Consider the following 25,076-nt stretch of genomic DNA (forward strand, 5'->3'; position numbering starts at 1 on the left):
GGTGACTGGCGGGTAAGGGGTATCCGGCGCCGTCCGAACCGCTCGCCGACGCCGACCCGGCCGACGTCGGGTGCAGACCGCCTGCGCGGGCTCGTCGTCCCGAGGCCGAGCTGATCCATTTGCTGCGGGTCGGGCGAATCCATTCCTTTGCATAAAAGTGCGACGCTGCGTATAGTCATGCCATCGACGAGGAGGATTTCGATGGTGGTACGTGCAGCGGTGGCAGGGGCGAGCGGATACGCCGGCGGTGAGCTGCTCCGTCTTCTGCTGGTCCACCCCGAGGTCGAGATCGGGGCCCTGACCGCGAACTCCAACGCGGGGCAGCCGCTGGGGGCGCTGCAGCCGCACCTGCGGCCGCTCGCGGGACGGGTCCTTCAGCCGACCACGCCCGAGGTGCTCGCCGGGCACGACGTCGTCTTCCTGGCGCTGCCGCACGGCCAGTCCGCCGCCGTGGCGGAGCAGCTCGGTGACGAGGTGCTCGTGGTGGACATGGGTGCCGACTTCCGGCTCAAGGACGCCGCCGACTGGGAGAAGTTCTACGCTTCGCCGCACGCCGGGACCTGGCCGTACGGGCTGCCCGAGCTGCCCGGCGGGCGGGCCGCGCTGGCGGGGAGCAAGCGCATCGCGGTGCCCGGCTGCTACCCGACCGCCGTGTCGCTCGCCCTCTTCCCGGCGTACGCGGCGCAGCTCGCCGAGCCCGAGGCCGTGATCGTCGCCGCGTCCGGGACCTCCGGCGCGGGCAAGGCGGCCAAGCCGCATCTGCTCGGCTCCGAAGTGATGGGCAACATGTCGCCGTACGGCGTCGGCGGCGTCCACCGCCACACGCCCGAGATGATCCAGAACCTCAGCGCCGCGGCCGGCGAGCCGGTCACCGTGTCCTTCACGCCGACGCTCGCACCGATGCCGCGCGGCATCCTCGCCACGTGCAGCGCGAAGGCGAAGCCGGGCGTGAGCGCCGAGTCCGTCCGTACCGCGTACGAGAAGGCTTTCGCGGACGAGCCGTTCGTCGATCTGCTGCCCGAGGGGCAGTGGCCGGCGACCGCAGCCGTGTACGGCTCCAACGCCGTCCAGATCCAGGTCGCGTACGACGAGGCGGCGGGCCGGATCGTCGTCATCAGCGCCATCGACAACCTCGCCAAGGGCACCGCGGGCGGGGCCCTGCAGAGCATGAACATCGCCCTCGGACTTCCCGAGGACACAGGTCTTTCCACGATCGGAGTCGCACCGTGAGCGTCACGGCAGCACAGGGGTTCTCGGCGGCGGGCATCGCCGCCGGAATCAAGGACAGCGGTAACCCGGACCTGGCCCTCGTGGTCAACAACGGTCCGCGTCGCGCCGCCGCGGGCGTCTTCACCTCCAACCGTGTCAAGGCCGCCCCCGTCCTGTGGTCGGAGCAGGTCCTCAAGGGCGGCGCGGTGACCGCCGTCGTCCTCAACTCCGGTGGTGCCAACGCCTGTACGGGGCCGAAGGGCTTCCAGGACACGCACGCCACCGCCGAGAAGGCGGCCGAGGTCCTCGAAGGCCACAGCGCCGGTGAGATCGCCGTCGCCTCGACCGGACTCATCGGCCTGCTGCTCCCCATGGACAAGCTGCTGCCGGGCATCGAGAAGGCCGCGGCGGTCCTGAGCGAGCACGGCGGCGAGAAGGCCGCCATCGCCATCAAGACCACCGACACCGTGCACAAGACGGCCGTCGCCGGCGGTGCGGGCTGGACCGTCGGCGGGATGGCCAAGGGCGCGGGCATGCTGGCACCCGGCCTCGCCACCATGCTCGTCGTCCTCACCACCGACGCCGACGTGGAGAGCGCCGGGCTCGACGCCGCGCTCCGCGACGCCACCCGCACCACCTTCGACCGGGTCGACTCCGACGGCTGCATGTCCACCAACGACACGGTGCTGCTGCTGGCCTCGGGGGCCAGCGGAATCACCCCGGAACAGGGGGAGTTCGCCGAGGCCGTACGGGCCGTCTGCGACGATCTGGCCCGGCAGCTGATCGGTGACGCGGAAGGCGCGTCCAAGGACATCCGGATCGAGGTCGTCAACGCCGCCACCGAGGACGACGCCGTCGAGGTGGGCCGCTCCATCGCCCGCAACAACCTCCTGAAGTGCGCCATCCACGGCGAGGACCCCAACTGGGGCCGGGTGCTGTCCGCCATCGGCACGACGAAGGCCGCCTTCGAGCCGGACGAGCTGAACGTCGCCATCAACGGCGTCTGGGTCTGCAAAAAGGGCGGCGTCGGGGAGGACCGCGACCTCATCGACATGCGCTACCGGGAGGTCAGGATCACCGCGGACCTCGCCGCGGGCACCGAGTCGGCCGTCATCTGGGCCAACGACCTCACCGCGGACTACGTCCACGAGAACAGTGCGTACAGCTCATGAGTGCCGCGCGGAAGCACACCGCACTCCCGAAGGCGCAGATCCTCATCGAGGCGCTGCCCTGGCTGACCCGGCACAACGGCAAGACCGTCGTCATCAAGTTCGGCGGCAACGCCATGATCGACGAAGAGCTCAAGGCGGCCTTCGCCCAGGACGTCGTCTTTCTGCGGCACGCCGGCCTCAAGCCCGTCGTCGTGCACGGCGGCGGCCCGCAGATCAGCGCCCAGCTCGACAAGCAGGGCCTGGTCAGCGAGTTCAAGGCCGGACTGCGCGTCACCACGCCCGAGGCGATGGACGTCGTACGGATGGTGCTCGCCGGGCAGGTCCAGCGTGAGCTCGTCGGCCTGCTGAACCAGCACGGCCCGCTCGCCGTCGGCATGACCGGTGAGGACGCCCACACGATCACCGCGACGCAGCACCGGCCCACCATCGACGGCGAACTCGTCGACATCGGCCGGGTCGGAGAGATCACCGCGATCGACACCGGAGCCATCCAGGCACTGCTGGACGACGGCCGCATCCCGGTCATCTCCTCCATCGCCCGCTCCGCCGAGGACAACCACGTCTACAACGTCAACGCGGACACCGCGGCCGCCGCACTCGCCGCCGCGCTCAACGCCGAGACGCTGATGGTCCTCACCGACGTGGAGGGGCTCTACGAGGACTGGCCGAACAGCGACGACGTGATCAGCCGGCTCACCGCCACCCAGCTGGAGAAGCTCCTGCCGGAACTCTCCAGCGGCATGGTGCCCAAGATGCAGGGCTGCCTGCACGCCGTGCGCAACGGCGTGGAGACCGCGCGTGTCATCGACGGCCGGGTCCAGCACTCGATCCTGCTGGAGATCTTCACCGACGAGGGAATCGGCACGATGGTCGTGCCCGACGCACAGGGGGAAGCATGACCAACGCCGAACTCGCACAGCGCTGGAAGGCCGCGCTGATGGACAACTACGGCACCCCCAAGCTGTCCCTCGTCCGCGGATCGGGCGCCTACGTCCAGGACGCCGACGGCACCCAGTACCTCGACTTCGTCGGCGGCATCGCGGTGAACGCGCTGGGCCACGCCCACCCCGCGATCATCGAGGCGGTCGCCACCCAGGTCGCCGCCCTCGGCCATGTCTCCAATCTCTTCGTCGCCGAGCCGCCCGTCGCGCTCGCCGAACGGCTGCTCCAGCTCTTCGGCCGCCCCGGCAAGGTCTTCTTCTCCAACTCGGGCGCCGAGGCCAACGAGGCCGCGTTCAAGATCGGCCGGCTGACCGGGCGCGGCCACATGGTCGCCACCGACGGCGGATTCCACGGCCGCACCATGGGCGCCCTCGCACTCACCGGTCAGCCCGGCAAGCGTGAGCCCTTCGTCCCGCTGCCCGGTGACGTCACGCACGTGCCGTACGGCGACGTCGAGGCGCTGCGGGCCGCGGTGACCACCGACACCGCGCTGCTGATCATCGAGCCGATCCAGGGCGAGAACGGTGTGGTCGTCCCGCCCAAGGGCTACCTGGAGGCGGCCCGGGAGATCACCCGGGCCACCGGCACCCTGCTCGTCCTGGACGAGGTGCAGACCGGGATCGGCCGGTGCGGCACCTGGTTCGAGCACCAGGCCCACCAGGGCGTGGAGCCCGACCTGGTCACCCTCGCCAAGGGGCTCGGCGGCGGACTGCCGATCGGCGCCACGGTGGCGTTCGGCGCGGCTGCCGACCTGCTCGTCCCCGGCCAGCACGGCACGACGTTCGGCGGCAACCCGATCGCCTGCGCCGCCGGCCTCGCGGTCCTGGACACCCTCTCCGCGGACGGGGCACTGGACACGGTGAAGCGGCTCGGTGAGCGGATCCGTGAGGGCGTGGAGGGCCTGGGACACCCCCTGGTCTCCCATGTCCGGGGCTCCGGCCTGCTGCTGGGTATCGTGCTCACCGAGCCCTCGCCCCCCAGGTGCAGCAGGCGGCTCAGGGAGCCGGACTCCTGGTGAACGCACCCGCACCCGATGTCGTACGGCTGATGCCGCCGCTGATCATCGGTGACGCTGAGGTGGACACGTTCCTCCGGGCGCTGCCCGGCGTGCTCGACGCGGCATACGGACGATCCGGGGAATGACGCTCCGGAGAATGAGGCGACGACGATGACCGAGGCGCAGGAATCCGAGCACGGCGGGCCGTCCGTGCCGCAGACCCGCACCGCACGCCACCGCCGGATCGTGGACATCCTGAACCGGCAGCCGGTGCGCTCGCAGAGCCAGTTGGCCAAGCTCCTCGCGGACGACGGGCTGAGCGTCACCCAGGCGACGCTCTCCCGGGATCTCGACGAACTGGGTGCGGTGAAGATCCGCAACACCGGAGGCGAGCTGATCTACGCGGTGCCGAGCGAGGGCGGTTTCCGTACCCCGCACGCACCGCTCGGCGGCTCCGCGAAGGAGGAGCGGATGCGGCGCCTCTCGGCCGAACTGCTCATCTCGGCGGAGGCGTCGGCCAACCTCGTGGTGCTGCGTACGCCCCCGGGCGCCGCCCAGTTCCTCGCCTCGTCCATCGACCAGGCCGAACTGCACGACATCCTCGGCACCATCGCAGGGGACGACACACTGATGCTGATCAGCCGCGACCCGGCGGGCGGGCAGGCGCTCGCCGACCACCTGCTGCGGCTCGCCCAGAACGACCGCTGACGGTCAGTAACGCGTGATCGCGGTCGGGCCCGAACGGGTCCCGATCGCGAGATGCGGACGTCGGTGCGGATCGGCCCAGGCGAGGATCCGGTCCATCGCGGCCGCCGGTACGGACACACAACCGGCGGTCGCCCCACGCCCGTTGACGTGCAGGAAGATCCCGGCACCCCGGCCGCGTACCGGCCGGTGGTAGTTGAACCCGACGACGAGGGCACGGGCGTACTGCGCCGGGTACGTGATCAGCTGCTCGGCCTCGGCCGCCCGGCAGTCGGCGGGCCGCGGCTCCACCCAGCGGTTGTACGCGCGTGCCGCGTTGTCCTGGCACCACCACGACCCGTCGTGGACCCGACGGTAGGGGTAGCGGGTGCCGGGCCGGGCCGCCGCCACCCCGAAGGCGTACGGCAGGTCGTACAGGCCGGTGGGTGTGGTGTCGGTGCCCTGCTTGCGCGTCGCCCCCTCGGTCAGCCCGTTCGCCCCGAAGCGGGCGGCCGCCGACCCGGCGGCGACCCACCTGCCCGACCGCAGGCTCCACCAGGTGACCGTGCCCGTCGTGGCCTCGGTGGAGGACGCCTCCGCCGTGATCAGCTGGGTGCCGCCACCCGTGTCCGCCAGCCGCTGGGGCAGTGGCGGGGCCGCCATGGGCCTCGCCCCGACGAGGCCGGCGAGGGCGAGCAGTACCGAACCGGTCACCAGACATCTGCGCATGCCCCGGACCGTAGACCGGCCGGCCCGCAGTCACCTGCGCACCTGCTCCGTACGGCCCAACCGGTCACTGCGCGGGCGGCATGGCCGGCAGCGGGAGAGGCAGCCCCGGCAGCCCGTCGAGGCTGGTGGCGATGTGGTCCTTCTTCTCGAAGTACGCACTGAGGGAGGCGTCGTCGTCGCGCGCGAAGCGGCTGGCGTGCAGCGGCCGGTCCTCGTCGTACGTCATGAAGGGGACCGCGTACCCGCAGGAGTCCCGGATCAGCTCGGCCGTCACCACGATGATCGCCCGCAGTCCGTGCCGGGTGTGGTCGATCTCGCCGAACCGGCCGAGGAGTCCGGCGAAGCGAGGATCGTCCCGGAAGACCGGCTCCCCGGTGCCGTGCACGCGCACGATGTTCGGCGGCCCCTGGAAAGCGCACCACATCAGTGTGATGCGGCCGTTCTCACGGAGGTGCGCGACGGTCTCCGCGGTGCTCCCCGCGAAGTCCAGATACGCCACCCGCAGTTCGTCGAGCACCACGAAGGAGCCACTGAGGCCCTTGGGGGAGAGGTTGACCGTGCCCTCGCCGTCCAGGGGAGCGGTCGCGGTGAAGAACATGGGCTGCGCCTCGATGAAGGTCCGCAGCCGCCCGTCGATGCGTTCGTACGTTTTTCCCATGCGTTCGATTATCGACTCAGGCCCCCGGGGACGCCGGGGGATTTCAACCGGTGATACGGGTGTGACCGGCCGCGCGCAGCAGGCGCTGCGCCGCCACCCGCACCGCGCGCGGCCGCTCCGCAGCTGCCCGGTCGCGGAGCCACTGCGGGGAGAACGCGGCCGCGTCCGGCAGCAGCGCCTTGGTGGCCGCCCGGACGACGGCGGATGACGGGTCGTCGAGCAGCGGCGTCAGCCGCTCGCGGGTGACGGCGTCAAGGGCCCGCAGACCGGTGACCGCGTGGCCGCGGACGGCGGGCAGCGGGTGGGCCACCAGCGGCCACAGCGTCTCGGCGTCCGCCCGCCCACCGCATTCGCCCAGCCCGGCTACGGCCCCGGGGTGGGCGGCCGGAGTGGCGCACATCGACCGGTACAGGGGCAGCGGGTCGATCCCGCCCTGCCGGAGCACATAGCGGGCGCAGGCCCGTACGACACCCGAACGGTCCGCGAGGAAGGGCCGCGCCTCCCCGTGCCGCCCGGTGCGCCGCAGTGCGGTGACGCCGGCGGACCGTACGCGCGGGGCGCGGGCGGCCAGGAGGACGGCGAGCACCTCGTCGCGGTCCTCCTCGCCCATCGAGGCGATCGCCGCTTCCGCGCACAGGTTCTGCAGGACGCCGTCGTCGGAGCCAGCGGCGGTGCGGGCCAGCCGGCCGGCCCGCAGGAGGCCCCGGTCGAGTGCGATGCGGTGGGCGAGCCGGCGGGTGGCGCGGTCCCCGCTCGTGAGCAGCCCCTCCACCCGCGCGACAGGGCCCTCGCGGAGCGTCCGTTCGAGCAGGTCCAGGGCGTACCCACCCTGCACGCGCCGGGCGAGCAGCAGCACCAGCTCGGCCCACGGGGCGAGGTCGGGTGCGGGCGCCCGGGCCAGCAGGACCCGGGCCCGCTCGCGCACCGGCCCGGCCCAGTCCGCGCACCGGACGATCAGGAGGGGCAGCAGGGCCGGTACCCCGGCCGCCCGGCCGAGGGCCGCCTCCCTGATCCGGCCGTCCGGATGGCACAGGGCCAAGGCCAGCTCGCCCTCGGTCGGCGAGGTGCGCCACAGCCGGACCGACGGCAGCGGCGAGTCCCAGTCCCACCGCAGCCGCCGCCCGGTCGCCCATTCATGCGCCGGCAGCAGGTGCGGCGACTCCCACGCCAGGACGCGCACGCCGAGGTCGAGTGCCGCCCAGGCGCCGGCCGACGAGCAGTCCACGGCTTCCCCGAGGGGAAGCCCGCGGGCCAGCCGCTCCGCCGCCGCGCAGTCCCTGTCCATGATTGCCCCCGTGTCTGCCGAAAGCCGATGCTAGACGCGGCAGCGGCCGGCCGTCTATGGATTATCAGGGTCGGCAGACCCCCTCTCACCTGCGACTTTGACAAAGCATACGGACCACTGCATAGTTATGCCTGTCAGTGATTGCACCGTAAGGAGAAACCCGTGACCGAGCGCGTCGTACTCGCCTACTCGGGCGGTCTGGACACCTCCGTCGCCATCGGCTGGATCGCCGAGGAGACCGGCGCAGAGGTCATCGCCGTCGCGGTGGACGTCGGTCAGGGCGGCGAGGACCTGGACGTCATCCGCAAGCGCGCGCTCGCCTGCGGTGCCGTCGAGGCCGAGGTCGCGGACGCGGAGGACGAGTTCGCCGAGGAGTACTGCCTCCCGGCGATCAAGGCCAACGCCCTCTACATGGACCGCTATCCGCTGGTCTCGGCCCTCTCCAGGCCGGCCATCGTCAAGCACCTGGTGGCCGCCGCCCACAAGCACGGCGCCGGGGTCGTCGCCCACGGCTGCACGGGCAAGGGCAACGACCAGGTCCGCTTCGAGGCCGGCATCTCCGCGCTCGGACCCGACCTGAAGTGCATCGCCCCGGTCCGTGACTACGCGATGACCCGGGACAAGGCGATCGCCTTCTGCGAGGAGAAGAACCTCCCGATCGCGACCACCAAGAAGTCCCCGTACTCCATCGACCAGAACGTCTTCGGACGCGCCGTCGAGACGGGCTTCCTGGAGGACATCTGGAACGCGCCGATCGAGGACATCTACGAGTACACCGCGAACCCGGCCACCCCGCGTGAGGCCGACGAGGTCGTCATCTCCTTCAAGGAGGGCGTGCCGGTCGCCATCGACGGCAGGCCCGTCACCGTGCTCCAGGCCATCCAGCAGCTCAACGAGCGGGCCGGCGGCCAGGGCATCGGCCGGATCGACATGGTCGAGGACCGGCTCGTGGGCATCAAGTCCCGTGAGGTGTACGAGGCGCCGGGCGCGATCGCGCTGATCACCGCCCACCAGGAGCTGGAGAACGTCACCGTCGAGCGCGAACTGGCCCGCTACAAGCGGCAGGTCGAGCAGCGCTGGGGCGAGATGGTCTACGACGGCCTGTGGTTCTCGCCGCTCAAGCGCGCCCTGGACGGCTTCATCAACGAGGCCAACCAGCACGTCACCGGCGACATCCGGATGACCCTGCACGCCGGCCGCGCGGTCGTCACCGGCCGGAAGTCCACCGAGTCGCTGTACGACTTCAACCTCGCCACCTACGACTCCGGCGACACGTTCGACCAGTCCAAGGCGCAGGGCTTCATCGAGATCTTCGGCCTCTCGTCGAAGATCGCCGCCAAGCGTGACCTGGCCTGACCCCTCCCTGTTACGTCACCGCCTCCCCGGCCGTCCGCGCGGGGAGGCGGTCGCACATCCACCCCCTTGTCCTTCCGAGGAGCACGCAGTGAGCAACGGCAACGGCAACAGCGACGTACGGCTCTGGGGCGCCCGCTTCGCCGACGGCCCGGCCGAGGCGCTGGCCAAGCTGTCCGCGTCCGTCCACTTCGACTGGCGCCTCGCGCCGTACGACATCGCCGGTTCCCGCGCCCATGCGCGCGTCCTCCACAAGGCGGGTCTGCTCACCGCGGACGAGCTGAAGCGGATGACCGCCGGTCTCGACCAGCTCGAAGCGGATGTCGCCGACGGCTCGTTCACCGGCACCATCGCCGACGAGGACGTCCACACCGCCCTCGAGCGCGGCCTGCTGGAGCGGCTCGGCCCGGACCTGGGCGGCAAACTGCGGGCCGGACGGTCGCGCAACGACCAGATCGCCACGCTGTTCCGGATGTACCTGCGCGACCACGCCCGGATCATCGGCGGCCTCATCGCCGACCTGCAGGACGCCCTGGTCGGCCTCGCCGAGGCCCACCCGGACGTGGCCATGCCCGGCCGTACGCACCTCCAGCACGCCCAGCCGGTGCTCTTCGCCCATCACATCCTGGCCCATGTGCAGCCCCTGTCCCGGGACGCCGAGCGGCTGCGGCAGTGGGACGAGCGGACCGCCGTGTCGCCGTACGGCTCGGGCGCGCTCGCCGGTTCGTCCCTCGGCCTCGACCCGGAGGCGGTCGCGGCCGACCTCGGCTTCGAGCGCGGGTCGGTCGGCAACTCCATCGACGGCACGGCCTCGCGGGACTTCGTCGCCGAGTTCGCGTTCGTCACCGCGATGATCGGCATCAACCTCTCCCGGATCGCCGAGGAGATCATCATCTGGAACACGAAGGAGTTCTCCTTCGTCACCCTGCACGACGCCTTCTCCACCGGCTCCTCGATCATGCCGCAGAAGAAGAACCCCGACATCGCCGAACTGGCGCGGGGCAAGTCGGGTCGGCTCATCGGCAACCTGACCGGGCTGATGGCCACGCTGAAGGCCCTGCCGCTCGCGTACAACCGCGACCTCCAGGAGGACAAGGAGCCGGTCTTCGACTCCTGCGACCAGCTCGAAGTCCTGCTGCCCGCCTTCACCGGCATGATGGCCACGCTCACCGTCAACCGCGAGCGCATGGAGGAGCTGGCCCCGGCCGGCTTCTCGCTCGCCACCGACATCGCCGAGTGGCTGGTCAAGCAGGGCGTGCCGTTCCGGGTCGCCCACGAGGTCGCCGGCGAGTGCGTCAAGGAGTGCGAGCAGCACGGCATCGAACTCGACGAGCTGACCGACGAGCAGTTCGCGAAGATCTCCGAGCACCTCACCCCCGAGGTCCGCACGGTCCTCGACGTGGCCGGCGCACTGGCCTCCCGCAACGGCCGCGGCGGCACGGCGCCCTCCGCGGTCGCCGTCCAGCTGGCGGAGGTCAAGGCGGACCTCGCGACTCAGCACGCCTGGGCGACGGCCCGCAAGTAGCCCGACGGGCATCGCGGGCTACGTTGGTCGCAGGGCCTGTCCGGCGGACCGGTTCCGGGCAGGCGCTGCCGACTGCCCGGCGGATCACGGCGGACGGACCCCGGCCGAATTCCGTACCGACCATGAGGAGTCCGCGATGCCGTTCGCCCGACTGGCCACAGCGACCACCCCGACCGCCCACATCGGGCTCGGCCTGGCAGCGGTCGGCAGGCCCGGCTACATCAACCTGCACCGCGACCGCGACCTGCCGGACGAGCGCAGCGTCGAAGCGCTGCGCGCCCGCACGCACGAACTGCTGGACGCCGCCTACGCACAGGGTGTCCGCTACTTCGACGCGGCCCGCTCCTACGGCCGGTCCGAGGAGTTCCTCGCCGGCTGGCTGGCGGCCAGGCCCGAGGTGCAGGACGTCGTCATCGGGAGCAAGTGGGGCTACACCTACACCGCCGGGTGGACCACCGACGCCGAGGCGCACGAGGTCAAGGACCACAGCCTCGGTACGTACGAGCGTCAGCGCGCCGAGACCGCCGCACTGCTCGGTGACCGGCTCGACCTCTACCAGATCCACTCGGTGACCGCGGACAGCCCGGCGCTCACCGACAAGGAGCTGCACGCCCGCCTCGCCGCGCTCGCCGCCGAAGGGGTCAGCGTCGGCCTCTCCACCAGCGGACCCGGACAGGCCGACGCCATCCGGGCCGCCCTTGCCGTCACGGTCGACGGCACGCCGCTCTTCCGCACGGTCCAGGCCACCTACAACGCGCTGGAGACCTCGGCCGGACCGGCGCTCGCCGAGGCGCATGACGCCGGGCTCACCGTGATCGTCAAGGAGGCCATGGCCAACGGCCGGCTCGCGGGAACGGAAGCCCCCGCCGTGGTGCGGGAGATCGCGGCCGAGGAGGGGCTCGGGAGTGACGCGGTCTCCCTCGCGCTGGTGCTGCACCAGCCGTGGGCCGGGGTCGTGCTCTCCGGCGCGGCGACCGTCGCCCAGCTCTCCGGCAACCTCCACGCGGCCGTCCTCGGCCTCGACGAGGAGCGGCGCGCCCGGCTGGACGCGCTGGTGGAGGAGCCGGAGGCGTACTGGCGCCACCGTGCGGCGCTGCCGTGGAGCTGAGCCGCCCCTGACCACGGATCCGGGCCCGGCGGTCACATCGGACGGGGCCGGCGCGCGGGGCGGCGACTTCGACGCGCTGGTCGCGGTGCTCGACCCGGATGTCGTGACCCGGATCGACGCCGGAGGGGTCAGCCGTCAGCCTGCCGGCCGTCCGCCCACGCGGCCAGGGCGTCGAAATCGGCCGGCAGGAGCCCGACCCGCGGATCGATCTGGAGCAGCAGGCTCTCGGCGGCCACCCCCTGCCCGGCGACCCACGCGCGGTCCCGCTCGGTGATCTCGTCGTCGACCCACGCGAACGGCCGCCCGGCGGCGTAGGCCACGACGTACTGCGTCTTCCAGTACGTGCCGTCCGGTGCGCTGCCGTGCATCGCGGGCCAGTCGATGTACGGCAGCCGGGGCAGCCCGAGATGCGGCCCGATCCACTCGTTCGCCTCGTCCTTCCAGGTCGTCGCCCAGACCAGCTCGTAGCGGCCGGTCAGCGCGAGCAGCTGCGCACCGTGCCCGTGGTCGAGCAGGACGGGCAGCGGCGGCCCGACGGTCCACCCGGTCGGCCGCATGCGGTGCCGGGTGTATCCCTCGGGCACCCGTCGGCGGGACAGCGCTGCGTAGGGATTGAGCGGACCGTCGATGTCGATCAGCAGCAGCGGCTTCATGACGCCATGGTCCCCGCCGCGGACGGGCAGAGCGAGGCTATTTCTGGTGAGACAATGATGTCTCAAATGGGTTAGTGTCGTCTCATGACTCTTGATCGTGAGCAGGTGCTGCGCAGTGCTGCCGCCCTGCTGACCCGTAGGTCGACCGCCACCATGGACGAGGTCGCGAAGGCCGCCGGCATCGGCCGCGCCACCCTGCACCGGCATTTCGCCGGCCGGGACGCCCTGGTCAGGGCGTTGGAGGAGCTCGGAATCCAGGAGTTCGAGGCGGCGCTCGACGCCGCCGCGCTCGACGAGGGCACATCCGAGGAGGCGCTGCGCCGGTTCGTCGCGGCCGTCGAGCCGAGCGCCGGGCTGCTCTCCTTCCTGGTGACCGAGAATCAGCTCTTCGAGGGCGACGAGCAGAACGACGGCTGGGACCGGCTGGACGCCCGGGTCGCCGCCTTCTTCCGGCGCGGCCAGCAGCGCGGCGAATTCCGCATCGACCTGACCCCCGCCTGGCTGACCGAAGCGCTCTACGGGCTCATCGGCACCGGCGCGTGGGCCGTCCAGGTGGGCCGGGTGGCCGCACAGGACTTCCAGTACATGATCGTCGAGTTGCTGCTCGGCGGCGCACGCCGGAGCGTGGAGCAATGAGCAGCATGGAACAGCAGCCGGAGCCCGCCGCCCCCGAGCTGCACCGCCCCGGCCGGTGGATCGCGCTGTCCGTGCTCGTCCTCGCCGTGCTGCTGGTGGCCGTCGACGCCACCGTTCTCGGCCTGGCGACACCGTTCCTCAGCGAGGACCTCGAACCCACCGGCACCCAGCTGCTCTGGATCGGCGACGTCTACTCCTTCGTCATCGCCGGACTCCTGGTCTCCATGGGCAGCCTCGGTGACCGCATCGGCCGCAAGAAACTGCTGCTGTGCGGTGCCACCGCGTTCGGCGCGGTCTCGGTGCTCAACGCGTACGCGAACTCACCCGAGATGATGATCCTGGCGCGGGCGCTGCTCGGCGTCGCCGGTGCCACGCTGATGCCGTCCACCCTCGCCCTGATCCGCAACATCTTCCACGACGCGCGCGAGCGGAGCCTCGCCATCGGCATCTGGGGAGCGATGGCCTCGGCGGGCGCGGCCGTCGGCCCCGTCGTCGGCGGCTTCCTCCTGGAGCACTTCTGGTGGGGCTCGGTCTTCCTGATCAACCTGCCGGTCATGGCCGTGCTCGTCGTGGTCGGGATCAAGCTGATCCCCGAGTCCAAGAACCCCTCGCCCGGACCGTGGGACCTGGTCAGCGTGGCGCTGTCGCTGGTCGGCATCATCGGGATCGTCTACGCCATCAAGGAGTTGGCGGCACACGGGGCGAGCTGGGAGGTCGCGGTCGCGGGCATCGGCGGCGTGGCGGCCCTCGTCTGGTTCGTGCGCCGGCAGTTCCGGCTCCCCGCACCGCTGCTGGACATGCGGCTCTTCCACCACCGGGGCTTCTCCGGCGCCGTGCTCGCCGACCTGCTGACCATCCTCGGCCTCTCCGGGCTGGTCTTCTTCCTCTCCCAGTTCCTGCAACTGGTCCAGGGGCGCGGACCACTGGAGGCCGGACTCGCCGAACTGCCCGCGGCGATCGGCGCGGTCACCGCGGGCCTGCTGGCGGGCACGACCGCCCGCCGCTTCTCGGTGCGGTCGGTGGTGTCCGGCGGCCTCGCGGGGATCGGCCTGGCGCTGGCCGCGGTCGCCGCGGTCCACAAGGACACCTCGTATCCGCTGATCGGCGCCCTCCTCCTGGTCGTCGGCGTCGGCGCGGGCTTCGCCTTCACGGTGACCTCCGACGTGATCCTCTCCAGCGTCCCGAAGGAGCACGCGGGCTCCGCGTCCGCGGTCTCCGAGACGGCGTACGAGCTCGGCGCCGCCCTGGGTATCGCCCTGCTCGGCTCCATCGTCACGGGGGTCTACCAGGACTTCACCTCACCCGCCGGGACCCCGGCCGCCGTCTCGTCGGCCGCCCACGAATCGCTGGGCGGCGCCGTCGAATCCGCCGAGGCGCTCCCGGAGGCGCAGGCGACCGCCCTGGTCTCCGCCGCCCAGGACGCGTTCGTCGACGGACTGGGGCTCGCCTCGAGCATCGGCGCGGTCGTTCTGCTGGCGACAGCGGTCGCCGCCTGGTTCCTGCTGCGCGGCGAGGAACTGCAGGAAGGCATCGTGCACGACTGAACCCTCCCCGTCCGGATCGCGGCACCTGTGCTGATCCGGACGGAAGACCCAGCCACCCCCACCCCCGCCGAACGGGTGGAACGGACATACGGAAGGGCCCGTACCGCCAACCGGGGTACGGGCCCTTCCGTATGTCGTACGACGCGGGGTCTCCGCGTCCGTTCAGGCGGCCTTGGCCTTCGTCGCGTACATGTCCACGTACTCCTGGCCGGACAGCCGCATCACCTCGGCCATCACGGAGTCGGTCACCGCCCGCAGCACGTAGCGGTCGCGGTCCATGCCCTCGTAGCGCGAGAACTCCATCGGCTCACCGAAACGGACCGTGACCTTGCCCGGCCGGGGCAGACCGGAGCCGCCCGGCTGCAGCTTGTCCGTGCCGATCATCGCGAACGGCAGCACGGGCGCGCCCGTCATCAGCGTCAGCCGTGCGATGCCCGTACGGCCCCGGTACAGCCGGCCGTCGGGGGAGCGGGTGCCCTCCGGGTAGATCGCGAAGGCCTTGCCCTCCTCCAGCACCCGGTGGCCCGTCATCAGCGCCGCGACACCACCGCGGCCGCCGTCCCGGTCCACCGGGATCATGCCGACGCCCGTGAAGAACCAGGCCATCAGCCGCCCCTTGAGCCCCTTGCCCGTGACGTACTCGTCCTTGCCGATGAAGAACACCGGCCGGTCGCAGCAGATCGGCATGATCATCGAGTCGATGAACGTCAGGTGGTTTCCCGCGAGGATCACCGGCCCGGATCCCGGAATGTTCTCGATCCCTTCCATCCGCGGACGGAACATCAGGCGCAGGATCGGTCCGAGCACTGCCTTGATGAGTGCGAGACGGGACAACGGTTCCTCCGGTGTAGTGGCCGGGCCGGCCGGGACGACGGAATGAGCGGTCCATGCAGGTGAGGACGATACTCGCGGGTACTCCCTGATCGCACATCGGGTTCACGCACTGGATACGCAGTGTTGACGTGTGTTTGCGCCATGTTCGTCCAGGTGCCGCCGTCCGGACCCCCGCGCTGCCTACGCTCGGGCCTCGCTCGGCAGGTGCCGGACATCACATGCGAGGAGCATTCATGACAGAGCGTGCGCAGGCTGTTCCCGGACGACGGACCGTCATGGGCGTGGGAGCCGCGGTACTCGGAACCGCGGCCCTCGGCCTGACCGGGACGGCGCAGGCGGCCGGGAACACCGCCGAGCGGTCCGGCGGACACGGCAGCGGCCACGGTCCCCGCCTCGACCTGCCGGTGCCGACCGTCATCGGGCACCGGGGCACCAGCGGATACCGCCCCGAGCACACCCTCGGCTCCTACCAGCTGGCCCTGGACATGGGCGCGCACATCATCGAGCAGGACCTCGTGCCGACCCGGGACGGCCACCTCGTCTGCCGCCACGAGAACGACATCACCGCCACCACCGATGTCTCCGCCCACCCCGAATTCGCCAGCCGCAGGACGACGAAGACGGTCGACGGCCTCCCCCTCACCGGCTGGTTCACCGAGGACTTCACGCTCGCCGAACTGAAGACGCTCCGGGCCACGGAACGCATCCCGGGCAACCGCCAGAAGAACACCCTGTACGACGGCCGCTGGGAGATCCCCACCTTCGAGGAGGTCCTGCGCTGGGCCGACCGGGAGGGCCGCAGGCGCGGGAAGCAGGTCTGGCTGTACGTCGAGACCAAGCACCCCACCTACTTCCGCGGCCTCGGCCTCGGCCTGGAGGAGCCGCTCGCCAAGCTGCTGCGCCGCTACAACCGCCACCGCGCGCAGTCGCCGCTCATCCTCCAGTCCTTCGAACCCAGCAGCATCCAGCGACTGTCCCGGCTTGTCGCCGCCCCGCGCGTCGTGCTGCTCTCGGGCGCCGGAACACGGCCCTGGGACTTCGTGGCGACCGGTGACCCGCGCACCGTCGACGACCTCGTGAAGCCCGCCGGGCTGAAGTGGATGGCGTCCTTCGCCCAGGGCATCGGCCCCACCCTGGACCTGATCATCCCCAAGGACGGCTCCGGCAGGCTCACCTCGCCCACCACCCTGGTGGACGACGCGCACGCGCAGGGGCTGATCCTGCACCCGTACACGATGCGCAACGAGAACACCTTCCTGCCCGCCGACTTCCGGCGCGGCACGGACCCCAACGCGTACGGCGACGCGTTCGGTGCCTTCGCCGCGTACTTCGCCACGGGCATCGACGGGATCTTCTCCGACAACCCGGACACGGCGTTGCTCGCGGCGGCGGACTTCACCGCCAAGTAGCGGGCCCGCCCCGGCCGGTGGCCGCAGGCCGACGCGGTTCCGTCAGCACCCGGCCGGGGCGTGCCCCGGTCGGGTGGCGCTTGCCCGGTTCGGCAACCGGCGGCCGGTGAAGCGCGTCGGGTGGGTGCATGACGCTTCTCGATCTTCCCGCCGTGCTGCCACTCCCGGCCCCGCGGCCGTCGTCCGGACCCTGTATCCCCTGGTCAGTGCCGAGGCGAGAGCGGAGGCCGCCGCCGCGGCCACCGGTGCCGCGGTGGACCCCGCCGATCTCGAACAGGCCGTCTGGCTGCGGCTGCTGGAGCGGCTGGCGGACCAGGGGCCGCCCGAGGACGCCGCCCGCTGGGTGCGGGACACCGTCAGGGGAGAGGCCCGCCGGGCCCGCCGCACTGCCCGTCACGAACGCCCCTACCTTGACGAGACCGCCCCCGATCCGGCCGGCTGCCCGGAACGGGCGGCCGTCGGCGCCGACGAACGCCGGGCCCTGCGCGCGGCGGTGGACCGGCTGCCGGGCCGCTGCGCGCGCTTACTGAGCGCCCTGCTCGCGCCCGGTGACCCGACCTACCGGGAAATCGCAGGGGAGTTGGGTATGTCACAGGGGAGTTTGGGCCCGATCCGTTCCCGATGCCTTGGATGTCTGCGCAGAATGCTGGCGGCGGAGGTTGTAGCTCCTGAACTGCGGGGAAAGGAGCGGTAGACAACCGGTGGATCAGGTGAGCGAGAGGCATGCGCAGATGGGCATGAGCGTGATCATCTCGGCGGCGAGCGCACAGGACGCCGAACAGGTCTTGAAACTCCAGTACCTCTGTTTTCAGAGCGAGGCGGAGCTGTACGGAAACTACCGGATCGACCCGCTCGTCCAGGCCCTCGACTCGGTGCGAGCCGAGATCGCCACGGACCTGGTGTTCGTCGCGCGGCTCGGTGACGAGGTCGTCGGCTCGGTACGGGGATCGGCGGACGCGGACGGCACCGGACAGATCGGGCGGCTCTGTGTCCACCCCAGGCTCCAGGGGCACGGCCTCGGCGCCCGGCTGCTGCGGGCGGCGGAGACCGGACTCGCGGACCAGCGGTCGGCCACCCGCTTCCGCCTGCACACCGGACACCTCAGCGAAAGCAACCTGCGGCTCTACCGGCGGGAGGGCTACGCCCCGGTGGGCAACGCCACCGGCCAGGACGGCGTCCGGATGATCCTGCTGGAGAAGGAGGCCTCGGCCCCCGCGTACGTGACCAGCGCCTAGGGTCTTTCGTCTTTCGGCCCGCGAGCCCGGCCTGTTCCGGACGGGAGGCCCTGGTTACGCGGTCCGCGCGCGGCGCAGCCAGATCATCCCGGTGACCGGCAGGATCACCGGGATGAACAGGTAGTCCCTGCCGAAGTCGGACCAGACGGTGGCGTCCGCGAACGCCGAAGGGTCGACCAGCGTCCACGTGCCCACGATCAGCACCCCCGCGAGCTCGGCGGCGCAGCACACCAGCGCCGTCCTGCGCGCCTTCTCCCCGCCGCGCACCAGCGAATACGTGATGAAGCCGTAGACGAGCGCGGCCACGGCCGACAGCACGTAGGCGAGCGGTGCCCGGTCGAAGTCCAGGATCATCTGGACGATCGAGCGGGACGCCGCCGCCACGGTGAACACGCCGTAGAACCAGACCAGTACGCGGCCCGGACCGGTGCCGAGGTCGAAGGGCTCCTTCTCACCGGGGGCCGCCGCGGGGGTGCGATCGGTATCGGTCACGGTCAGTTCCCCCAGATGTCGTAGAGCCGTACTTCGAGGACGGCCAGCACGACCGCGCCCGCCGCCACCGTCACCGAACCCCACCGGGTCCGCTCGCTCAGCGACAGGAATCCCGCTGCCGGTACGGCGAGGAAGGCCCCGATCAGATACGCGATGAAGATGGTCATGCCCTGGTCCGGCCGCTCGCCGCGGGCCAGCTGCACGATCCCCACCACCAGCTGGGCCAGTGCCAGCACCGAGACCACGGCCATCCCGATGAAGTGCCAGTCCTTGGTCGGCTGGTCCCGGTAGGCGGCGAATCCGCACCAGGCGGCGAGGGCGAGGGCGGCCACGCCGACCGCGATCGTCAGGGCGTCAAGCATGAGCCGAGGGTATTACGGGCCGGAAGGCCTTCGGCGTGCGCCCCCGTCACCGGGCGCCGTGGCCGGCGGCCGGGAAGATCCACGCCGAGGCGCGCCGCTCGGCGGTGCAGCGGCGCCGGTCATCTGCGCCGAGTCCTCCCGCGGGGCTGCGGGCGGGGCGTCGGGCCGGGACCGGGGCCGTGGCCTTGGCCACAACCCAGGACCGTTCCGGGTGGGCGGCCGATGCCGTCGTCGAGGACCCCTTTGCCGCATCGATGCAGGTCACAGCGGTGTGACCGGAAATTTCCGCGACCGGCCTGGCGTCGGCTTCGCACCATCCACGGCTGTCCGCTATCCGGACAGCCGGTCCTGGCGGAACGTTACGTCTGTTTTACTTGGCCCATGACCACGACGAGCAGCCGCACCCTTGCGACCGAGGCGATCACGACGCCCGGTGCTCGTTGTATGTGTCGAATGCGCGCCTTCTGAGGGCCCCCGCCTGAGCCTCGCGCCCCGAAGCGAGACCGAGCCCGAGGCGTCCGCACCCAGCGGAACGCGCCTCTGCCGGAGCACGCTGCCCCGCGGTCACCACCGCGCCTGGCCGTGCCGGGACCCCGCTCGAAACGTCCGATCGAACGTCCGAAGAGTCTCACCGGACGAATGCCCCGTGCCCGGCGGACACCGCGCCGCGCACTCGACAGTGACGGAAACCCTGTGATCACCACTACGGGCCTCACGAAGGTCTACCAGTCGCGCGACCGCGAGGTCACCGCTCTGGACGGCGTCGACCTGCACGTCCGCGAGGGCGAGGTGTACGGCGTCATCGGACAGAGCGGCGCCGGGAAATCCTCCCTGATCCGCTGCGTGAACCTGCTGGAGCGCCCCACCTCGGGCACCGTGACCGTGGCCGGCCAGGACCTCACGGCCCTCGCGGGCCGGGGCCGCCGGGCCGGCAAGGAGCTGCGCGAGGCGCGCAGCCGTATCGGCATGGTCTTCCAGCACTTCAACCTGCTGGCCTCGCGCACCGTGCAGGACAACGTCGAACTCCCGCTGGAGATCCTCGGCGTCGCCGGCCGCGAACGGTCCCGCAAGGCCCTCGGACTGCTCGACCTGGTCGGCCTCGCCGACAAGGCCAAGTCCTACCCGGGCCAGCTCTCCGGCGGCCAGAAGCAGCGCGTCGGCATCGCCCGCGCACTCGCCGGTGACCCCAAGGTGCTGCTCTCCGACGAGGCGACCTCCGCCCTGGACCCCGAGACCACCCGTTCCATCCTCCAGCTGCTGCGCGACCTCAACCAGCAGCTCGGCCTCACGGTCCTGCTCATCACGCACGAGATGGACGTCGTCAAGACGGTCTGCGACTCCGCCGCGCTGATGCAGAGGGGCCGCATAGTCGAGTCCGGCACCGTGGGCGAGCTGCTCGCCACCCCCGGCTCCGAACTCGCCCACGCGCTGTTCCCGGTCGGCGGCAGCGCCTCCGGGCCCGACCGCACGGTCGTCGACGTCACCTTCCACGGCGAGGCCGCCGGCCGTCCGGTGATCTCGCAGCTCTCCCGTACGTACAACATCGACATCTCGATCCTGGGCGCCGCGATGGACACCGTCGGCGGCAAGCAGATCGGCCGGATGCGCATCGAGCTGCCCGGCCGGTTCGAGGAGAACGTCGTCCCGATCGGGTTCCTGCGCGAGCAGGGGCTGCAGGCCGAGATCGTCGACGGCACGGACGCACCCTCCGCCCGTATCCCCGCACCGCTCACCAAGGAGGTGGCCAAGTGACCTGGTCCGAAATGCAGCCGCTGCTGACGCAGGGCACCGTCGACACCCTCTACATGGTGCTGTGGTCCGCGGTGGTCACCGTGCTGGTCGGACTGCCGCTCGGCGTCCTGCTGGTCCTCACCGACAAGGGCGGACTGCTGCGGAACACCCCGGTGAACAAGGTCATCGGCGTGATCGTGAACATCGGCCGCTCGCTGCCCTTCATCATCCTGCTGATCGCCCTGATCCCCTTCACCACCTGGGTCGTGGGCACCTTCATCGGCCCGACCGCGATGATCGTGCCGCTCGCCGTGGGCGCCATCCCGTTCTTCGCCCGGCTCGTCGAGACGGCGGTCCGCGAGGTCGACCACGGACTCGTCGAGGCCGTCCAGTCGATGGGCGGATCCATCCCGACGATCGTCCGCAAGGTGCTGCTCCCGCAGGCACTGCCCTCGCTCGTCTCCGGCGCCACCACCACGGTCATCGTGCTCATCGGCTATTCGGCGATGGCCGGTGCGGTCGGTGGCGAAGGGCTCGGCTCCAAGGCCGTCACCTACGGATTCCAGCGCTTCGACAACCAGTTCATGCTCATCACCGTCGCGCTGCTGATCGTCATCGTGACCGTGATCCAGCTGATCGGCGACGGCGCCGTCCGGCTGCTGGCCCGCCGAGGCCGCACCACCTCCTGAGACTTCCCCTCCCCGAGCCCGCACTCCTTGTCCGGGCGTACCACCGTCACCACCTGAAAGAGGCACTCTTCGTGCGTAAGAACATCAAGATCACCGCTGCTGCCGCCGCCACCGCCGCCCTCGCCTTCGGCCTCACCGCCTGCGGTACGGACTCCGACCCGGCGTCCAAGAGCGAGACCGGCGCCAAGGCCGACACCTCCAAGGCACTCGTCGTCGCCGCGTCCCCGACACCGCACGCCGACATCCTGGACTACGTCAAGAAGAACCTGGCGGCCAAGGCCGGCCTGAAGCTCGAGGTCAAGGAGTTCACGGACTACGTCCTGCCGAACACCGCCACCGAGACCGGCCAGGTCGACGCCAACTTCTTCCAGCACCAGCCCTACCTCGACGACTTCAACAAGAAGAACAACACCCACCTGGTCTCGGTCGGCTCCGTGCACCTGGAGCCCCTCGGCCTCTACTCCAAGAAGGTCAAGGACCTGGACGGCATCAAGTCCGGCCAGACCATCGCCGTACCGAACGACACCACCAACGAGGGCCGCGCGCTCCAGCTGCTGGCCGAGCACGACCTGATCACCCTCAAGGCCGGCGTCGGCACCAGCGCCAAGCTGAGCGACATCACGGACAAGAAGGGCCTCAACTTCAAGGAGCTGGAGGCGGCGACCGTCCCCCGCGCCCTGAACGACGTCGATGCCGCCGTCATCAACGGCAACTACGCCATCGAGGCCAAGCTCAAGCCCGCCAAGGACGCCCTGGCGCTCGAGAAGGCCGACGACAACCCGTACGCCAACATCATCGCCGTGAAGAAGGGCAACGAGCAGGACCCCCGCGTCCAGAAGCTCGTGAAGCTCCTGCACTCCGACCAGGTCAAGAAGTTCATCGAGGACACCTACCAGGGCTCGGTCATCCCGGCCTTCGGCACCGCAGCCAAGTCCTGACCCCTGCAAGGCACTTGTCCGACCGGCCCCGCACACCCCGCCCGGGTGTGCGGGGCCGCGTCGTGCGGACCCGCCCATGCACAGGGTCCGCCCGATGCTGCATGCTGTGCCTTTACACGGTCCTCGGCATGGAGCTGCGCATGACTTCCACCTTTCCGGACATCTCCATCAGCACGGATCGGTTGGTGCTGCGCCCGTTCGACATGGCGGACGTCCCCGCGTACATCGAGATGATGAATGACGAACTCGTCATCGCCTGGACCGAGGCACCCCAGCCCTACACCCAGGTCGACGCCGAACGCTGGGTCCGCAGGATCGCTCCTGCACAGCGCACCAAGGGCGACGGCATCGTGCTGGCCGTCACCGAATTCCTCACCCAGCGTCTCGTCGGCTCGGTGCGGCTGCGCAACACCGACTGGCGCACTCTGGCCACCGAGGCCGCCTACGTCACCGCCCCTGGGCGCGCGGCGAGGGATACGCCACCGAGTCCGTACTGGCGCTCGCCCAGTGGCTCTTCCGCGACCAGGGCTTCGAGCGCATCGAGCTGCGCACCGCCGCCGACAACACCGCCTCCCAGCAGGTGGCCCAGAAGCTCGGCTGCATCAGCGAGGGAGTGCTGCGCAACGCCCGCATAGCGCGCTCACAGACCGAGGACGGAGGATGGGCCGACATCAGGACCGATCTGATCGTCTGGGGCCTGCTCCCCGAGGACCTCGAGGGAGTCGCCGAACAGCTCGCCGACGCCGGTGGATACGGTACGTACAACGACTGGAACTGACCTTCCCCCGGTCCACCGCCGCACCGGTGGGAGCCCAGGCTGTTTCGCCCTGCGCGCCACGGGGGACCAGCCCCCACCTGCAACAACTCCAGGAGACTGACGACAGATGGCCGACCGGGTCACAGTGATCGGCTGGGACGGCTCACCACTGACAAGAGCGGCCACGGCAGCGCTCTCGGCCGCCACGCTCGTCGCCGGAGCCGCCCACCACCTCGCACTGAACGAGGTCCCGCCGGGCGCCGAACGGATCAGGCTCGGCTCCATAGACCTGGCCGCCCGCCGGATCGCCGGCCACCGCGGCAGCGCCGTGGTCCTCGCCGACGGCGACCCCGGGTTCTTCGGAGTCGTACGCAGCCTGCGTGCCCCCGAGCACGGCCTCGAAGTCGAAGTGGTGCCCGCCGTCTCGGCCGTCGCCACCGCGTTCGCCCGAGCCGGCATGCCGTGGGAGGACGCCCAGACGGTCGTCGCCCACCCCCGCACACTGCGCCGCGCCGTGAACGTCTGCCGCGCCCACCACAAGGTCGCCGTCCTCACCTCACCCGGCGCCGGCCCCGCCGAACTGGCCCTGCTGCTCGAAGGCGTCCACCGCACGTTCGTCATCTGCGAGGAACTGGGCACCGCCCGCGAACAGGTCACCGTCGTCACCTCCGACGCCGCCGCCGACCACGTCTGGCGCGACCCCAACGTCGTCATCGTCATCGGCGGCGGCCCGGAACAGCAGGCCGAGGGGGCCTGGATCGCCGGCCGCCACCCCGCCTACCCCCGGGGCGTACGGGGCTGGGCGCTGCCCGCCGACGCCTACCCGGGCACCGAGCCGAAGAGCGGCGAGGGCGAGGCCCCCGGGCTGCGCGCCGCCCAACTCGCCCGCCTCGGGCCCCGCACCGGCGACCTGCTCTGGGACATCGGCTCCGGCAGCGGCGCCCTGGCCGTGGAGGCGGCCCGGTTCGGTGCCGCGGTGCTGGCCGTGGACAGCGACCCGGAGGCCTGCGCCCGCACCGCAGCCGCGGCACGCGACTTCGGCGTCCAGCTCCAAGTGGTCGAGGGACGGGCCCCGCACGTGCTGGAACGCCTGCCGGAGCCCGATGTCGTACGGATCGGGGGCGGCGGGGTCCCCGTCGTCACCGCCGTCGCCGACCGCAGGCCGGAGCGGATCGTGACCCATGCCTCGACCCGGGACGAGGCCGAGGCGCTGGGCGGTGCCCTCACCGAGAACGGATACAAGGTCGCCTGCTCGCTCCTGCAGTCCGTCGAACTCGACACGTCCGCATGGTCGGAGCGCGAACGCTCGGTCGTCTTTCTGCTGTCCGCACTGCGTTCGGACCTCGCCCCCTGACCCTGCCGGGATACGGCGCGAGGTAGGCTGGCCGATCGTTGCACCGCACCTGGATGTTCGTCGCTTCGTTGGTCAATGTCCGGAAAAGGGGACCGTTTTGGCCCCCGTTGTGGTACGGCATAACCGGGGGACGCGCAACGTGGCGCAGTCCACAGCGAGCCGTGGCGAAATGACCTGCCGCGGCGGCGAACGACCGCGAGAATGCAGTATGTCCGCGACCGTTTCGTGCCGCGCGGCGCGCCCGCTCGTTCCACTGGACGAGCGCCTGTGTGCCGTGTTCGGGCGTCCCGGGCGAAGGGCCGAAGGAGCACTGACGATGGGCGAGGGGTACGCATGAGTGACACCGGCCAGATCCCGGGCGAGGGACTGCCGGAGAACGCAGGCATGGTGGAGCAGCCGGGTATCGCCGCCCCGGATGCCTACACCTTCCTCGATCCCTCCGAGCACGCGTCCGAGGACGACGACCTTCTGCTGATGCCGAGCCCCCAGGGCGCCTGGAGCGAGCCGCAGGCCGCCCCGGTGCCCGGCCAGTACCCGGACGGGGCCGCGCACGCCCCGCTGCCCGAGCAGGGCGGGTACCAGCCCCGGCCGGCCCCGCAGCACATGACCCAGCTGCCGGGCGACAACCCCGCGCAGGCCCAGGGCCCGGTCCAGGTCCCCGCGTACGCCATGCACCACGCCCCCGCCGAGGCGCTGCCGGAGAACGGCCAGGGGACCCACGAGTCCGGCGGCCGCGACTCGGGCGCCGTCGACCTCAGTGGCGTACGCATCCCCTCGCCC

Annotated in this window: 24 protein-coding genes and 2 pseudogenes; 18 read left to right on the forward strand and 8 right to left on the reverse strand. The window is 71.2% G+C overall.

The genetic code is table 11. The annotated features are described in order from the left end of the window. Positions 1-201: 201 nt before the first annotated feature. From argC to LNW71_RS27915, 5 genes and pseudogenes are all read left to right on the forward strand, one after another. Positions 202-1,230, forward strand: coding sequence for an N-acetyl-gamma-glutamyl-phosphate reductase (argC, locus tag LNW71_RS27895; RefSeq protein ID WP_250970730.1), 1,029 nt, complete (start codon positions 202-204; stop codon positions 1,228-1,230). Continuing rightward, on the forward strand, positions 1,227-2,381 hold the full coding sequence (argJ, locus tag LNW71_RS27900) for a bifunctional glutamate N-acetyltransferase/amino-acid acetyltransferase ArgJ (RefSeq protein ID WP_250970731.1): 1,155 nt from the start codon (positions 1,227-1,229) through the stop codon (positions 2,379-2,381). The genes argC and argJ overlap by 4 nt, the downstream gene beginning before the upstream one ends. Continuing rightward, a complete protein-coding gene (gene argB, locus LNW71_RS27905) occupies positions 2,378-3,280 on the forward strand; it encodes an acetylglutamate kinase (protein ID WP_250970732.1) in 903 nt (300 codons plus the stop codon). The genes argJ and argB overlap by 4 nt, the downstream gene beginning before the upstream one ends. Then, a pseudogene (locus LNW71_RS27910) lies at positions 3,277-4,466 on the forward strand (acetylornithine transaminase). The gene argB and the pseudogene LNW71_RS27910 overlap by 4 nt, the downstream one beginning before the upstream one ends. A 25-nt stretch (positions 4,467-4,491) precedes the next feature. Further along, positions 4,492-5,028: an arginine repressor gene (locus LNW71_RS27915; protein ID WP_250970733.1), complete on the forward strand. Its 537-nt coding sequence runs from the start codon at positions 4,492-4,494 to the stop codon at positions 5,026-5,028. 3 nt (positions 5,029-5,031) lie between these two features. On the opposite strand, the gene LNW71_RS27920 is transcribed toward LNW71_RS27915, so the two are convergent. From LNW71_RS27920 to LNW71_RS27930, 3 genes are all read right to left on the reverse strand, one after another. Continuing rightward, positions 5,032-5,733 (reverse strand): L,D-transpeptidase family protein, encoded by a 702-nt coding sequence (locus tag LNW71_RS27920; RefSeq protein WP_250970734.1) that lies wholly within the window; start codon positions 5,731-5,733, stop codon positions 5,032-5,034. Positions 5,734-5,797: 64 nt separating this feature from the next. Further along, positions 5,798-6,391 (reverse strand): pyridoxamine 5'-phosphate oxidase family protein, encoded by a 594-nt coding sequence (locus LNW71_RS27925; protein ID WP_250970735.1) that lies wholly within the window; start codon positions 6,389-6,391, stop codon positions 5,798-5,800. Between the two features lie 43 nt (positions 6,392-6,434). Then, positions 6,435-7,676 carry a hypothetical protein gene (locus LNW71_RS27930; protein ID WP_250970736.1) on the reverse strand — a complete coding sequence of 414 codons (1,242 nt, stop codon included), beginning with the start codon at positions 7,674-7,676 and terminating at the stop codon, positions 6,435-6,437. Positions 7,677-7,838: 162 nt separating this feature from the next. On the opposite strand from LNW71_RS27930, the gene LNW71_RS27935 reads away from it, so the two are divergent. The 3 genes from LNW71_RS27935 to LNW71_RS27945 all read left to right on the forward strand — a co-directional run bounded on the left by LNW71_RS27935 (position 7,839) and on the right by LNW71_RS27945 (position 11,662). Further along, complete coding sequence (locus LNW71_RS27935; protein WP_250970737.1) at positions 7,839-9,032, forward strand: argininosuccinate synthase; 1,194 nt, start codon at positions 7,839-7,841, stop codon at positions 9,030-9,032. An 88-nt stretch (positions 9,033-9,120) separates the two neighbouring features. Further along, positions 9,121-10,554 (forward strand): argininosuccinate lyase, encoded by a 1,434-nt coding sequence (gene argH, locus LNW71_RS27940; RefSeq protein ID WP_250970738.1) that lies wholly within the window; start codon positions 9,121-9,123, stop codon positions 10,552-10,554. 136 nt (positions 10,555-10,690) lie between these two features. After that, positions 10,691-11,662 (forward strand): aldo/keto reductase, encoded by a 972-nt coding sequence (locus LNW71_RS27945; RefSeq protein WP_250970739.1) that lies wholly within the window; start codon positions 10,691-10,693, stop codon positions 11,660-11,662. Between the two features lie 128 nt (positions 11,663-11,790). Here the strand turns inward: LNW71_RS27945 and LNW71_RS27950 are convergent, their stop codons facing one another. Further along, entirely contained in the window at positions 11,791-12,315 is a 525-nt protein-coding gene (locus LNW71_RS27950; RefSeq protein ID WP_250970740.1) for a hypothetical protein, read from the reverse strand. A gap of 84 nt (positions 12,316-12,399) precedes the next feature. Between LNW71_RS27950 and LNW71_RS27955 the strand changes: the two genes are divergently transcribed. Both LNW71_RS27955 and LNW71_RS27960 read left to right on the forward strand, forming a co-directional pair. Continuing rightward, on the forward strand, positions 12,400-12,951 hold the full coding sequence (locus LNW71_RS27955) for a TetR/AcrR family transcriptional regulator (RefSeq protein ID WP_250970741.1): 552 nt from the start codon (positions 12,400-12,402) through the stop codon (positions 12,949-12,951). Continuing rightward, positions 12,948-14,495 carry an MFS transporter gene (locus tag LNW71_RS27960; RefSeq protein ID WP_250970742.1) on the forward strand — a complete coding sequence of 516 codons (1,548 nt, stop codon included), beginning with the start codon at positions 12,948-12,950 and terminating at the stop codon, positions 14,493-14,495. The genes LNW71_RS27955 and LNW71_RS27960 overlap by 4 nt, the downstream gene beginning before the upstream one ends. A gap of 162 nt (positions 14,496-14,657) precedes the next feature. Here LNW71_RS27960 and LNW71_RS27965 read toward each other — a convergent pair whose 3' ends face one another. After that, on the reverse strand, positions 14,658-15,329 hold the full coding sequence (locus LNW71_RS27965; protein ID WP_250970743.1) for a lysophospholipid acyltransferase family protein: 672 nt from the start codon (positions 15,327-15,329) through the stop codon (positions 14,658-14,660). Positions 15,330-15,562: 233 nt separating this feature from the next. Between LNW71_RS27965 and LNW71_RS27970 the strand changes: the two genes are divergently transcribed. The 3 genes from LNW71_RS27970 to LNW71_RS27980 all read left to right on the forward strand — a co-directional run bounded on the left by LNW71_RS27970 (position 15,563) and on the right by LNW71_RS27980 (position 17,973). Further along, the gene (locus LNW71_RS27970; protein WP_250970744.1) at positions 15,563-16,738 is read left to right on the forward strand and encodes a glycerophosphodiester phosphodiesterase; all 1,176 of its coding nucleotides are present in this window, start codon (positions 15,563-15,565) and stop codon (positions 16,736-16,738) included. Between the two features lie 124 nt (positions 16,739-16,862). Continuing rightward, a complete protein-coding gene (locus LNW71_RS27975) occupies positions 16,863-17,432 on the forward strand; it encodes a sigma-70 family RNA polymerase sigma factor (protein ID WP_250970745.1) in 570 nt (189 codons plus the stop codon). Between the two features lie 37 nt (positions 17,433-17,469). Beyond that, positions 17,470-17,973, forward strand: a complete 504-nt coding sequence (locus LNW71_RS27980) for a GNAT family N-acetyltransferase (RefSeq protein WP_250972172.1) — start codon at positions 17,470-17,472, stop codon at positions 17,971-17,973. Between the two features lie 54 nt (positions 17,974-18,027). On the opposite strand, the gene LNW71_RS27985 is transcribed toward LNW71_RS27980, so the two are convergent. Together LNW71_RS27985 and LNW71_RS27990 are read right to left on the reverse strand one after the other, a co-directional pair. Further along, positions 18,028-18,465: a hypothetical protein gene (locus LNW71_RS27985; protein ID WP_250970746.1), complete on the reverse strand. Its 438-nt coding sequence runs from the start codon at positions 18,463-18,465 to the stop codon at positions 18,028-18,030. Between the two features lie 2 nt (positions 18,466-18,467). Further along, positions 18,468-18,827, reverse strand: coding sequence for a hypothetical protein (locus tag LNW71_RS27990; protein ID WP_250970747.1), 360 nt, complete (start codon positions 18,825-18,827; stop codon positions 18,468-18,470). Positions 18,828-19,520: 693 nt separating this feature from the next. On the opposite strand from LNW71_RS27990, the gene LNW71_RS27995 reads away from it, so the two are divergent. From LNW71_RS27995 to cbiE, 5 genes and pseudogenes are all read left to right on the forward strand, one after another. Then, entirely contained in the window at positions 19,521-20,579 is a 1,059-nt protein-coding gene (locus LNW71_RS27995; protein WP_250970748.1) for a methionine ABC transporter ATP-binding protein, read from the forward strand. Then, the gene (locus LNW71_RS28000) at positions 20,576-21,247 is read left to right on the forward strand and encodes a methionine ABC transporter permease (protein ID WP_250970749.1); all 672 of its coding nucleotides are present in this window, start codon (positions 20,576-20,578) and stop codon (positions 21,245-21,247) included. Before LNW71_RS27995 ends, LNW71_RS28000 begins: the two co-directional genes overlap by 4 nt. Positions 21,248-21,318: 71 nt before the next feature. Next, positions 21,319-22,185, forward strand: coding sequence for a MetQ/NlpA family ABC transporter substrate-binding protein (locus tag LNW71_RS28005; RefSeq protein WP_250970750.1), 867 nt, complete (start codon positions 21,319-21,321; stop codon positions 22,183-22,185). A 101-nt stretch (positions 22,186-22,286) separates the two neighbouring features. After that, positions 22,287-22,963: pseudogene (locus LNW71_RS28010) on the forward strand (GNAT family N-acetyltransferase). A gap of 106 nt (positions 22,964-23,069) precedes the next feature. Further along, a complete protein-coding gene (gene cbiE, locus LNW71_RS28015) occupies positions 23,070-24,296 on the forward strand; it encodes a precorrin-6y C5,15-methyltransferase (decarboxylating) subunit CbiE (protein ID WP_250970751.1) in 1,227 nt (408 codons plus the stop codon). Positions 24,297-24,715: 419 nt separating this feature from the next. Here the strand turns inward: cbiE and LNW71_RS37040 are convergent, their stop codons facing one another. Beyond that, positions 24,716-25,066, reverse strand: a complete 351-nt coding sequence (locus LNW71_RS37040) for a hypothetical protein (RefSeq protein WP_374119459.1) — start codon at positions 25,064-25,066, stop codon at positions 24,716-24,718. Between the last annotated feature and the right edge of the window lie 10 nt (positions 25,067-25,076).

Origin of the sequence: Streptomyces sp. RKAG290 (assembly GCF_023701695.1) — a bacterium.
In the GTDB taxonomy this organism is placed as follows: Bacteria; Actinomycetota; Actinomycetes; order Streptomycetales; family Streptomycetaceae; genus Streptomyces.